The sequence below is a fragment of the Streptomyces sp. PA03-1a genome, assembly GCF_033792805.1.
Classification (GTDB): Bacteria; Actinomycetota; Actinomycetes; order Streptomycetales; family Streptomycetaceae; genus Actinacidiphila.
Window position 1 is genome coordinate 26,999 of record NZ_JARAVO010000010.1, and the last position, 12,447, is coordinate 39,445.

10 protein-coding genes are annotated in these 12,447 nt (G+C 70.0%); 5 read left to right on the forward strand and 5 right to left on the reverse strand.

Going from position 1 to position 12,447, the window contains the following annotated elements:
* Positions 1-30: 30 nt before the first annotated feature.
* From PV341_RS03755 to PV341_RS03765, 3 genes are read right to left on the reverse strand one after another with little or no spacing between them, the layout of a single operon-like run.
* Positions 31-2,103 carry an ABC transporter ATP-binding protein gene (locus tag PV341_RS03755; RefSeq protein ID WP_500328018.1) on the reverse strand — a complete coding sequence of 691 codons (2,073 nt, stop codon included), beginning with the start codon at positions 2,101-2,103 and terminating at the stop codon, positions 31-33.
* Entirely contained in the window at positions 2,100-3,086 is a 987-nt protein-coding gene (locus PV341_RS03760) for an ABC transporter permease (RefSeq protein WP_499513759.1), read from the reverse strand. Before PV341_RS03760 ends, PV341_RS03755 begins: the two co-directional genes overlap by 4 nt.
* A gap of 54 nt (positions 3,087-3,140) precedes the next feature.
* Positions 3,141-4,121 carry an ABC transporter permease gene (locus PV341_RS03765; RefSeq protein ID WP_499513760.1) on the reverse strand — a complete coding sequence of 327 codons (981 nt, stop codon included), beginning with the start codon at positions 4,119-4,121 and terminating at the stop codon, positions 3,141-3,143.
* A 409-nt stretch (positions 4,122-4,530) separates the two neighbouring features.
* Here PV341_RS03765 and PV341_RS03770 point away from each other — a divergent pair, with 409 nt between their 5' ends.
* The 5 genes from PV341_RS03770 to PV341_RS03790 are packed head-to-tail and all read left to right on the forward strand — an operon-like array spanning position 4,531 to position 10,134.
* Entirely contained in the window at positions 4,531-6,153 is a 1,623-nt protein-coding gene (locus PV341_RS03770; RefSeq protein WP_500356687.1) for a peptide ABC transporter substrate-binding protein, read from the forward strand.
* A gap of 5 nt (positions 6,154-6,158) precedes the next feature.
* Positions 6,159-7,082, forward strand: a complete 924-nt coding sequence (locus tag PV341_RS03775) for an ABC transporter permease (RefSeq protein ID WP_500356689.1) — start codon at positions 6,159-6,161, stop codon at positions 7,080-7,082.
* Positions 7,075-8,076, forward strand: a complete 1,002-nt coding sequence (locus PV341_RS03780) for an ABC transporter permease (RefSeq protein ID WP_500328014.1) — start codon at positions 7,075-7,077, stop codon at positions 8,074-8,076. Before PV341_RS03775 ends, PV341_RS03780 begins: the two co-directional genes overlap by 8 nt.
* Positions 8,076-9,101 carry an ABC transporter ATP-binding protein gene (locus tag PV341_RS03785; protein ID WP_500356691.1) on the forward strand — a complete coding sequence of 342 codons (1,026 nt, stop codon included), beginning with the start codon at positions 8,076-8,078 and terminating at the stop codon, positions 9,099-9,101. The genes PV341_RS03780 and PV341_RS03785 overlap by 1 nt, the downstream gene beginning before the upstream one ends.
* On the forward strand, positions 9,085-10,134 hold the full coding sequence (locus tag PV341_RS03790) for an ABC transporter ATP-binding protein (protein ID WP_500328011.1): 1,050 nt from the start codon (positions 9,085-9,087) through the stop codon (positions 10,132-10,134). The genes PV341_RS03785 and PV341_RS03790 overlap by 17 nt, the downstream gene beginning before the upstream one ends.
* 86 nt (positions 10,135-10,220) lie before the next feature.
* On the opposite strand, the gene PV341_RS03795 is transcribed toward PV341_RS03790, so the two are convergent.
* Together PV341_RS03795 and PV341_RS03800 are read right to left on the reverse strand one after the other, a co-directional pair.
* Positions 10,221-11,291 (reverse strand): ABC transporter ATP-binding protein, encoded by a 1,071-nt coding sequence (locus PV341_RS03795; protein WP_500328048.1) that lies wholly within the window; start codon positions 11,289-11,291, stop codon positions 10,221-10,223.
* A gap of 35 nt (positions 11,292-11,326) precedes the next feature.
* Entirely contained in the window at positions 11,327-12,418 is a 1,092-nt protein-coding gene (locus PV341_RS03800) for an ABC transporter ATP-binding protein (protein ID WP_500328010.1), read from the reverse strand.
* Positions 12,419-12,447: the final 29 nt, after the last annotated feature.

Consider the following 12,447-nt stretch of genomic DNA (forward strand, 5'->3'; position numbering starts at 1 on the left):
GGACTCTCTCTCCTCTTACGGGGTGGGAAATCACACGACGGTGACGGCGGCGGCGAAGTGGCAGGCCGCGGTGTGGTCGCCCGCCAGTCCGGTCGGTGCCGGGTCCTCCTCGCGGCACCGGCCGCGGTCGGACTCGTCGAGGGAGGCGAACTTCGGGCAGCGGTTGCGGAATCGGCAGCCGGTCGGCACGTCCGCGGGGCTGGGAAGGTCACCGGTGAGCAGGATGCGCCTGCGATCGCGCTCCTTGCGGGGATCGGGCAGCGGCACCGCGGAGAGCAGCGCCTGGGTGTACGGGTGGGAGGGTGCTTCGAAGACGGCCTCGGCGGACCCGAGTTCGACGATCCTGCCGAGGTACATCACCGCGATCCGGTCGGCGATGTGCCGCACGACGGACAGGTCGTGCGCCACGAAGAGGTAGCTCAGGTTCATGCGCGCCTTGAGCTCGTCCAGCAGGTTGAGCACACCGGCCTGGATGGACACGTCCAGGGCCGAGACCGGCTCGTCCAGGACGACCAGCTTGGGCTCCAGCGCCAGCGCCCGCGCGATGCTGATGCGCTGCCGCTGCCCGCCGGAGAACTCCGCCGGGAAACGGTCCACGTGGTCCGGGTCGAGGCCGACCTGGTTCAGCAGTTCCGGCACCCGGGCGGCGATGCGGTCCCGGGACCAGCCGTGGGTCCTAAGGGGCTCGGCGAGGATGTCGCCGACCGGCATCCGCGGGTCGAGCGCGGCCATCGGGTCCTGGAAGACCACCTGAAGGTCGCGACGGAGCGCCTTGCGGTCGGCGCCCTTCAGGCCCCGGATGTCCTTGCCGAAGACGGTGACCGTGCCGGACTGCCCGGAGGGCAGGTCGAGGATCTCCAGCAGTGTCGTGGTCTTGCCGCAGCCCGACTCGCCCACCAGGCCGAGCGTTTCGCCCTCGCGGACGTCGAAACTGATGCCGTCGACCGCGCGGACCTCGCCGACCTTGCGCTTGATGACCGCACCGTGGAGCAGCGGGAAGTGCTTGACCAGCCCGTCGACCTCCAGCACCGGGGCGCGGTCCGCGCGGGGCACGGAGTCGGCAGGGGCCTGCGGCACGGGCGGTACCGGGTAGATGGTCGCGGGGTCGAGGGAGCCGCCCGCCACCAGCTCGTGGCTGCGGTGGCAGGCCGTGGGGTGGTTGCCCCCCTCGCGCACCGTCAGCTCGGGCTCGATGCGCCGGCACACGTCGATGGCGATGGGGCAGCGGGCCGCGAAGGGGCAGCCGGTCGGCAGGTCCACCAGCGAGGGCGGGTTGCCGTCGATCGGGGTCAGCGCGTGGCGCCCGCCGTCGTCGAGCCGCGGGATCGAGCCGAGCAGACCGATGGTGTACGGCATGCGCGGGGTGTAGTAGACGTCGTCCACGGTCCCGGTCTCCACCGGGCGGCCCGCGTACATCACCTGGACCCGGTCGGCGAAGCCGGCCACCACGCCCAGGTCGTGGGTGATCATGACGATGGCGGCGCCGGTGACCTCCTGGGCCTTCTTCAGGACGTCGAGGATCTGCGCCTGGATGGTCACGTCCAGGGCGGTCGTCGGCTCGTCGGCGATGATCACCTCGGGGTCGTTGGCGATCGCCATGGCGATCATCGCGCGCTGGCGCATGCCGCCGGAGAACTCGTGGGGGAAGGCGTCGGCGCGCCGCGCCGGGTCCGGGATGCCCACCAGGTCCAGCAGCTCGATCGCGCGCTTGCGGGCGGTGTCCTTGTCCAGGTCCTGGTGGATCCGCAGCGCCTCGACGATCTGGTTGCCGACGGAGTAGACCGGGGTCAGCGCGGACAGCGGGTCCTGGAAGACCATCGCGATGTCCTTGCCGCGGATCTCGGTCATGTCCCGGTCGTCCAGCTCCAGAAGCTCGCGGCCGTGCAGCTTGACCGAGCCCTTGATGTCGGCGGTCTCCGGGAGCAGTCCGAGGACCGCGAGGGAGGAGACCGACTTGCCGGAGCCGGACTCGCCGACGATGCCGAGGACCTCGCCGGGACGCACGGAGAAGGACACGCCGCGCACGGCCCTGACCGGCCCGGCCTCGCTCGGGAAGGAGACGTGGAGGTCGGTGACCTCAAGGGCGGGGGGCGTCTCGCTCACGACGTGCGTCCTTCCTTGGACGTGCTCTTCTTGGTGGTGCGGGGTGCGCGGGCCTTGGCGCCGCTGGAGTTGGGGTCGAGGGCGTCGCGCAGGCCGTCGCCGATGAAGGCGATGGACAGGCAGATCAGCACCAGGCAGCCGGCCGGGAAGTAGAACAGCCACGGGAAGGACGGGGCCGCCGGGGTGCCGGTGGCGATGACCGTGCCCAGCGAGACGTCGGGGGACTGCACGCCGAAGCCGAAGTAGGACAGGCTGGTCTCGCCGATGATCGCCGCGCCGACCTGGATCGTCCCGTCGATGATCAGCATCGAGGCCATCGACGGCAGGATGTGCCGGAAGATGATGACCGGCGCGGGCACGCCCATGTACTTGGCGGCCTTGACGAATTCACGGTCCTTCAGGGTGAGCGTCATGCTGCGGACCACCCGGCCGGTGATCATCCAGCTGAAGGCCGCCAGCAGCACCACGAACACCAGCCAGGTGGTGCCCTGGAACAGGGGCGACAGCACCGCGATGATCAGGAAGCTGGGCATGACCAGCAGCAGGTCGACCACCCACATCAGGGAACGGTCCGTCCAGCCGCCGAAGTAGCCGGCGCTGGCGCCGACCGCGGCGGCGACGAACGTGCAGATGAGACCGGTCAGGATGCCGATGACCAGTGACTTCTGCATACCGCGCGCGGTGAGTGCGAAGAGGTCGGAGCCGGTCTGGTCGGTGCCGAACCAGTGGCTCGCCGACGGCGGCTTCTGGAAGGCGGTGAAGTCGAGTTCGGTGTAGTCCCACTTGTAGAACAGCGGTGAGACGTACGCCATCAGGAAGAGCAGGACCAGCATGACCAGGCCGAACAGGGCCATGCGGTTGCGCGCGAAGCGGACGGCGGTGAGCCGGAGCCGGCTGCTCGCGCGGCGCTTGGCGGGCTGGTCGCCCGGCGCGGCGGCGGGCACTTGCGCCGGAGGCTGTACGGAGGGGGTCTGGACGGCCATGGGTGGAGGCTCCTGGGAACGCGGTTTCGGGGCGGCGGAGGGGTGCGGTGGGTCTCAGCGCACCCGTACGCGGGGATCGAGCGCCGCGTAGAGCACATCGGACAGCAGGCCGGCGATCAGGACCACGAACGCCGTGAACATGCCGACGGCGGCGACCGCGTTGACGTCGTTCGTGCTGATGGAGTTGACCAGCCACTCGCCCATGCCGTGCCAGCCGAAGATCTTCTCCGTGAAGGTCGCGCCGGTGAAGAGCAGGACGACGTTGTAGACCAGCAGCGGGACCACCGGGAGGACCGCGGTGCGCAGGCCGTGCTTCATCAGCGCCGCCCGCCGCGACAGGCCCTTGGCCCGGGCGGTGCGCAGGAAGTCGCTCCCGAGGACGTCCAGCATGGTGCTGCGCTGGTAGCGGCTGTAGAGGGCCACCTGGATGACGATCAGGGTCAGGCTGGGCAGCAGCAGGTGCTGCAGCCGGCTGGCGAGGATCTCCCCTGTCCCGGTCAGGCCGGGATCGTACTCGCCGGTGTACTCGATGACCTTGTGGCCCACGGCGTCGTTGATGTCGATCGCCCAGAGCTTGAAGGTAACCGCGATCACGAAGACCGGCATGGCCAGCACGAAGAACGACGCCAGTGTGGTGACCCGGTCCGATGTCCGGTACTGCCTGATGGCCCCCCAGGCGCCCACCAGGACACCGCCGATGGAACCCAGGATGGTGGCGATCAGCAGCAGGCGCGTGCTCACCCCGACGCGCCGGCCGAACTCGTCGTTGACCTCACCGCCCGTGACGGTCCGTCCGAGGTCCCCGTGGGCCACGCCGTTCGCCCAGTGGGCGAAGCGGACCACGACCGGGGTGTCGGGGTTGAGGTTGTAGTCGTTCAGGGTGGCCGTCACAGAGGACGCGGCCACCGGGGGGTTGCGGCCTGCGAAGTTGGCCCGCGGGTTGAGGCTGATCGCCGCCAGGAAGTACGTGAGGGAAGCCGCGATGAGAACCAGCGCCACGTGGTTGATCAGTCGGCGCAGCAGGTAACGGCCCACGGCTCACACTCTCAGTCGGTTCGTTTCGAACAAATAACAAGGTTGAACTTTCTTTGCCGGCCGCGTCTGACATAGTTGTGTAGCACGGCCGAAACATTTGCACCCGGGCCGTCTGCGCAGGTCGTGCGCATTCCACTCGGGCTTGAAGGGTTGATGGGACTTTCGCAACCGAATTATGGCCGCGTCAACGAGCGCCGGTTCGTCGTGATGGATCCTTTATTTTTTTGGTCGAAATTTAACCCGACTATCGGGATAACCCTCATTGACGGGCCGGCGCATAGGGAAAACCCTCTGTCCCCCCTCGGGAACCCCCGGGCCGGTGAGCCGCTGTGCAATATGTATGGGTTTGCGATGTCATGGTGAGTCTCGTGTCCTTCATGGCGTAGAGAGCTCCCCGAGGAGGCATCCGATGCGACGGAGCGCGGCGAGGTGGGCCGCCGGCACGGCCGTGGCCGCCCTGGTGGCCACCGGCTGCGGGGGCGCAGGAGGCGGCTCGACCGGCGCCTCCGGGGTGTTCAGCGCCTCGTGGACCGATCCGCAGAATCCGCTGGAGCCCGCCAACACCAATGAGGTGCAGGGCGGCAAGGTGCTGGACATGATCTTCCGCGGCCTGAAGAAGTACAACCCGAGGACGGCGGCCGCCGAGAACGTCATCGCCGACGCGATCACCACCACCGACCAGCGGACGTTCAGGATCAGGCTCAAGGACGGCTGGACCTTCAGCAACGGCGAGAAGGTCACCTCCGGTTCGTTCATCGACGCCTGGAACTACGGGGCGCTGGTGACGAACAAGCAGATCAACGCGTCCTTCTTCCGGTACGTCGAGGGCTACGACAAGGTCCACCCTCGGTCCGGCAGGCCGGCTGCCGGGAAGCTCTCCGGCCTGACCAGGCAGGACGACCTGAACTTCACCGTCAAGCTCAACCAGAAGTTCTCCACCTGGCCCGACACCCTCGGCTACGCCGCCTTCATGCCGCTGCCCCGGGCGTTCTTCACCGACCACGCCGCCTGGCTGCGCAAGCCCGTCGGCAACGGCCCGTACCGCGTGGAGTCCTACACCAAGGGCCAGGGCATGCGCCTGCGGACGTGGGCGGGGTACAAGGGCGCTGACGCGGCCGTCAACGGTGGCGTGGACCTCAAGGTCTACACGGACAACACCACCGCCTACACCGACCTGCAGGCCGGCAACCTCGACCTGGTCGACGACGTCCCCGCCTCCCAGCTGAAGAACGTGAAGGGCGACCTGGAGGGCCGCTACCTCAACACCCCGGCCGGCATCATCCAGACCCTCGCCTTCCCGCTCTACGACAAGGCCTGGTCGGGCGAGAACTCCGAGAAGCTCCGCCAGGGAATCTCCATGGCGATCAACCGCAAGCAGATCACCCGGCAGATCTTCCAGAACACCCGCATCCCGGCGCGGGACTGGACCTCACCCGTGCTCGGCGCGGACGGCGGCTTCGACGACACCCTCTGCGGCCGCACGTGCGACTACGACCCCGCCCGGGCCAGGCAGCTGGTCAAGGAGGGCGGCGGCCTCCCCGGAGGCACCATGAGGATCACGTACAACGCCGACAGCGGTTCCCACAAGGACTGGGTCGACGCGGTCTGCAACAGCATCAACAACGCGCTGGGCAAGGACGACGCCTGTGTCGGGGACCCCGTCGGCACCTTCGCCGACTTCCGCAACCAGATCGTCAACAAGCGGATGAAGAACCCGTTCCGGGCCGGGTGGCAGATGGACTACCCGCTGATCCAGAACTTCCTGCAGCCGCTGTACTACACCGACGCCTCGTCCAACGACGCGCACTTCAGCGACCCGCGGTTCGACGAGCTCGTCGACCGGGCGAACGCCGAGAGCGACACCGCCAAGGCCGTCGACACCTTCCAGCAGGCCGAGCGGATCCTGCCGCAGCAGGTCCCGGCGATCGCCCTGTGGTACCAGAACGGCAGCGCGGGCTGGTCCGGGCGGCTCTCCGCCGTCGCCCTCAACCCCTTCAGCGTCCCCGTCTACAACCAGATCAAGGTCAGCTGACGCCCATGGGACGGTACGTCATCCGCCGTCTGGTGCAGATGATCCCGGTCTTCGTCGGCACCACCGTGCTGATCTTCGTCATGGTGTACGCGCTCGGCGACCCGGTCCAGGCCCGGTGCGGGGACCGCGCCTGCGACCCCGCCACGGCCGCGCAGATCCGCCACGACCTGTACCTGGACCACCCGCTGTGGCAGCAGTACCTGCACTACATGGGGCAGATCTTCCGCGGCGACTTCGGGGTCGCGTGGAACGGCCAGCCGGTCACCGAGCTGCTGGCCACCGCCCTCCCGGTCACGCTGCGGCTGACGGTCCTCGCCGTCCTCTTCGAGATCGTCATCGGCATCACCCTCGGCGTCCTCACCGGGCTGCGCCGCGGCCGTCCCGCCGACACCGCGACGCTGCTCGGCACCCTCGTCGTCATCTCCGTGCCGACCTTCGTCACCGGCTACGTGCTGCAGTACCTGCTCGGCGTCAAGTGGAACCTCATCGCGCCCTCGGTCTCCTCCGAGGCCCGGTTCGACGAACTGATCGTGCCGGCGCTCGTGCTGGCCCTGACCTCGCTCGCCTACGTCACCCGGCTCACCCGCGCCTCCGTCGTGGAGAACGTCCACGCCGACTACGTCAGGACCGCCGTCGCCAAGGGGCTGCCGCGCCGCCGGGTGATCATCCGTCACCTGCTGCGCAACTCCCTCATCCCGGTGGTCACCTTCATCGGCACCGACATCGGGGCACTGATGGGCGGGGCCATCGTCACCGAGCGCATCTTCAACATCCACGGCGTGGGCTACCAGCTCTACCAGGGCATCCTGCGGCTCGACTCGGCCACCGTGGTGGGCTTCGTGACCATCCTGGTCATCGTCTTCCTCCTCGCGAACCTGCTGGTGGACCTGCTCTACGCCGTCCTCGACCCGAGGATCCGCTATGCCTGAGCCGCGCAACCACCCCGACGAGGCCATGGAGCCGGCCGGCGGGACGGGAGCCGCCATGGGCCTGGGGCAGGACGAGGCACGCACCCTGGAGCGGGCGCCCGGCCCCGGAACGGCGCCGCCCGCCCCGGCCGCCCTCCCCGGGGCGGACCGGCCGCGCAGCCTGTGGTCGGACGCCTGGCGGGACCTGCGGCGCAACCCGGTCTTCGTGATCGCCGCGCTGGTGATCCTCTTCCTCGTCGTCATCTCCGTCTGGCCACAGCTCATCGCCCCCGGCAACCCGCTCAGCTGCAACCTGGACAACTCCCAGAAGGGCTCCGCGCCCGGCCACCCCTTCGGCTTCGACACCCAGGGGTGCGACGTTTACACCCGGGTCGTCCACGGGGCGCGCGCCTCGGTCACCGTGGGCGTCTGCGCCACCGTCGGAGCGGCCCTGCTCGGCGCGCTGCTCGGCGGCCTCGCCGGTTACCACGGCGGCTGGGCCGACGCGGTGCTGTCCCGGGTGAGCGACATCTTCTTCGGCATCCCGATCGTCCTCGGCGGCCTGGTCTTCCTGTCCGTCGTCACCAGCACCACCGTCTGGCCGGTGGTGGGCTTCATCGTGCTGCTCGGCTGGCCGCAGATCGGCCGCATCGCCCGCGGCTCGGTGATCACCGCCAAGCAGAACGACTACGTCCAGGCCGCCCGCGCCCTCGGCGCCGGCACCACCCGTCTGCTGCTGCGGCACATCGCGCCCAACGCCGTCGCGCCCGTCATCGTCGTGGCGACCATCGCGCTCGGCACGTACATCTCCCTGGAGGCCACCCTGTCCTACCTCGGCGTCGGGCTGAAACCGCCCACTGTCTCCTGGGGCATCGACATCTCCCAGGCCTCCACCCAGATCCGCAACGCACCGCACATGCTGCTGTGGCCGGCCGGGGCGCTGAGCGTGACGGTGCTGGCCTTCATCATGCTCGGTGACGCGGTGCGTGACGCCCTCGACCCCAAGCTGCGCTGATGGACGGAGGAACGATGGCCGCCGCAGCCCGGGACGAGCCGCCCCTGCTCGACGTCCGCGACCTGCACGTGGAGTTCCGCACCCGGGACGGCGTCGCGCGGGCCGTCAACGGGGTCTCCTACGCGGTGCGTCCCCGTCAGACGCTCGCCGTGCTGGGCGAGTCCGGCTCCGGCAAGTCCGTGACCGCGCAGGCCGTCATGGGCATCCTCGACTCGCCGCCCGGGTTCGTCACCCGCGGCGAGATCCTCTTCCGCGGCGAGGACCTGCTCACCATGGGCGCCGAGGAGCGCCGCAAGGTGCGCGGCGCCAGGATGGCGATGATCTTCCAGGACGCGCTGTCCGCCCTCAACCCCGTGCTGACCGTCGGCGAGCAGCTCGGCGAGATGTTCCGCGTCCACCGGGGGATGTCCCGCAAGGACGCCCGGGCCAGGGCGGTGGAGCTGATGGACCGGGTGCGGATCCCCGCGGCGCGCGAACGCGTCGGGCAGTACCCGCACCAGTTCTCCGGCGGCATGCGCCAGCGCATCATGATCGCGATGGCGCTGGCCCTGGAGCCCGAGCTGATCATCGCGGACGAGCCCACCACCGCGCTGGACGTCACCGTGCAGGCGCAGGTCATGGAGCTCCTGGCCGAGCTGCAGCGCGAGTACGGCATGGGCCTGATCCTGATCACCCACGACCTCGGCGTGGTCGCCGACGTCGCCGACCACATCGCGGTGATGTACGCGGGCCGGATCGTGGAGACCGCGCCGGTCCACGAGATCTACAAGCGGCCCGCACACCCGTACACCAAGGGCCTGCTGGACTCGATCCCGCGCCTGGATCAGAAGGGCCGGGAGCTCTACGCGATCAAGGGCCTGCCCCCGAACCTGCTGCGCATCCCCACCGGCTGCTCCTTCCACCCGCGCTGCCCCCTGGCCCAGGAGGTGTGCGCCACCGACGAGCCGGAGCTGTACCGGATCAGCGCGCGGCGGGGCAGCGCCTGCCACTTCTGGAGGGAGTGCCTCGGTGAGCACCAGCGGTGAGCCCGTGCTTCAGGTGCGCGGGCTGTACAAGCACTTCCCGCTCACCCAGGGGATCCTCCTCAAACGGCAGATCGGCGCGGTGAAGGCGGTCGACGGCGTCGACTTCGACCTGTACCGGGGCGAGACCCTCGGCGTCGTCGGCGAGTCCGGGTGCGGCAAGTCCACCGTGGCCCGGCTGCTGGTCCACCTGGAACGGGCCACCCGAGGGCAGATCCTCTACAAGGGGCAGGACATCACCAAGCTGTCGGGCAGGGCCCTGAAGGCCGTGCGCCGGAACATCCAGATGGTCTTCCAGGACCCGTACACCTCGCTCAACCCGCGGATGACGGTCGGCGACATCATCGGCGAGCCGTACGAGATCCACCCCGAGGTGGCCCCGAAGGGTGACCGGCGCCGCCGGGTGCAGGAGCTGCTGGACGTCGTCGGCCTGAACCCGGAGTACATCAACCGCTATCCGCACCAGTTCTCCGGCGGCCAGCGGCAGCGCATCGGCATCGCCCGCGGGCTGGCGCTGCGGCCCGAGGTGATCGTCGCCGACGAGCCGGTCTCGGCGCTGGACGTCTCGGTGCAGGCGCAGGTCGTCAACCTGATGGAGAGGCTGCAGGACGAGTTCGACCTCTCCTACGTCTTCATCGCGCACGACCTGTCCATCGTCCGGCACATCTCGGACCGGGTGGCGGTGATGTACCTCGGGCGGATCATGGAGACCGGCGACGGCACCCAGATCTACGAGCACCCCACCCACCCGTACACCCAGGCGCTGCTGTCGGCGGTGCCGGTGCCCGACCCCGGGGCGCGCGAGCACCGTGAGCGCATCATCCTCAGCGGTGACGTCCCGTCGCCGGCCAACCCGCCGTCCGGCTGCCGCTTCCGCACCCGGTGCTGGAAGGCGCAGGAACGCTGCACGCTGGAGGTGCCGGAACTGGCGGTGCCCGCGGTGTTCCGCGGTGTGGACTCCCCGGCGGCGCACGACAGCGCGTGCCACTTTGCCGAGGAGAAGACGGTGGTGCCGCCCGAGCCGCCCGGCGGGTGAGCCACGGAAAGGCACGACCCGCGCCCGGTGGTGCAGGGGTGTGGGCGCGGGTCGGGGCTCCGAACGGAGACGTCTGTCGGCCCGGGTCAAAGGGTCCTGTCGGCGGGCGTCTCCTCGGCCGCGGCGAGCGCGGGGTCGAGGACGACGTCCTCGCCGCGTGCCGCGGTCGTCGGTTCCTCGGGGAAGTGGCACGCGCTCAGGTGCCCCTCCCGGTTCCCCTCCAGGCGTACCAGGGGCGGTTCCTCGGTCGCGCACTTGTCCTGCGCCTTCCAGCAGCGCGTGCGGAAGCGGCAGCCGGACGGCGGGGAGACGGGCGAGGGGACGTCGCCGGCGAGCCGGATCCGCTCGTTCGCCTCCCGCTCGTCCGGGTCCGGCTCGGGCGAGGCGGACAGCAGGGCGTGGGTGTACGGGTGGCGGGGCCGTTCGTAGATGTCCCGGCGGTCGCCGACCTCCACGATCCGCCCGAGGTACATCACGGCCACGCGGTGCGAGAAGTGCCGCACCACCGCGAGGTCGTGGGCGATGAAGAGGAAGGCGATCCCCAGTTCCCGCTGCAGGCGCTGCAGCAGGTTGACCACCTGGGCCTGGATCGACACGTCCAGCGCCGACACCGGTTCGTCCGCCACGATGAGCTTGGGCCCCAGCGCCAGTGCCCGGGCCACCCCGATGCGCTGCCGCTGGCCCCCGGAGAACTCGTGCGGGAAGCGGTTGTAGTGCTCGGGGTTGAGGCCCACGGTCTCCAGCAGCTCGCGCACCCGCTTCTCGCGGCCGCCCGGCGGGTTGATCCCGTTGATCTCCAGGGGCGCCGACACGATGTGCCCGACGGTCTGCCGCGGGTTGAGCGAGGCGTACGGGTCCTGGAAGATCATTTGGATCTCGGAGCGGATCGGGGCCAGCTCCTTTCGCGAGGCGTGCGTGATGTCCCGGCCCCGGTAGGCGATGCGTCCCGCGGTGGGCTCCAGCAGCCGCGTCACCAGCCGCCCGGTGGTGGACTTGCCGCAGCCCGACTCGCCGACCAGGCCCAGGCTCTCGCCCTCGGCGACGGCGAGGTCGATCCCGTCCACGGCCCGCACGTCCGCCACGTGGCGCTTGACCAGGAAGCCGCTCCGCACGGGAAAGTACTTGCGCAGGCCGGTCACTTCGAGCAGCGGGCTCATGGTCTCCCTCGGCGTGTCGTCCTGCTGCGGGGCGCTCACCGCGCACCTCCGCCCAGCCGCGGCCGGATCTGCCCGGCGAAGATCTCCCGCTTCCGGTCCTGGCCCAGGTGGCAGGCGGAGCCGCGCCGCTCGCCCTCGGGGATGCCGGGCCGCTCGGTGACGCAGCGCCCGCCGGCGACCTCCTCGGTGAAGGTGCACCGCGGGTGGAAGGGACACCCTGAGGGCGGGTTGAGCAGGCTGGGCGGTGTGCCGGGGATCGGGGACAGGGGCAGGTCCACCGGCGCCGACAGCCGCGGGATGGAGGCCAGCAGGCCCCAGGAGTAGGGGTGCTCGGGCGTCTTCAGGATCTCGCGCACGGTGCCGCGCTCCACGCAGCGCCCCGCGTACATCACCATCACGTCGTCCGCCGTGTTGGCCACCACGCCCAGGTCGTGGGTGATGATGACGATCGCCGTGCCCGTCTCCCGCTGCAGGTCCTTCAGCAGGTCCAGGATCTGCGCCTGCACGGTGACGTCCAGGGCCGTCGTCGGCTCGTCCGCGATGACCAGCGCCGGGTCGCAGACCAGCGCCATCGCGATCATCGCGCGCTGCCGCATGCCCCCGGAGAACTGGTGCGGGAAGTCGTCCACCCGCAGCCGCGGCTGCGGGATCCCCACCCGGGCGAGCATCTCGACCGCCCGCTCCCGGGCGGCCTTCTTGGAAGCGCCCATGTGCTTCATGTACGGCTCGGCGATCTGCCGGCCGACCGTGTAGTACGGGGAGAGCGCGGTCAGCGAGTCCTGGAAGATCATCGCCATCTTCCGGCCGCGCAGCCGTTCCAGGGTCCGTTCGGGGGCGCCCGTCAGCTCCTGCCCGTCCAGCACGATCTCGCCGCGGATGGTGGTGTTGCGGGGGTTGTGCAGACCGAGGACCGCCAGGTTGGTGACCGACTTGCCGGAGCCGGACTCGCCGACGATGCCCAGGGTCCTGCCGCGCTCCAGGTCGAAGGAGAGCCCGTCGACGGCCTTGACCACGCCGTCCTCGGTGGCGAACTGCACGTACAGGTCACGGACCGACAGGAACGGCCCGGACGGCGCGGGGTCCCCGGGCCCGGGCGGCCCCGCCTCGGTCTTGGTGAGGATGTTCAACGGTGCTTCTCCTCTGCGTGCCGGGGAAC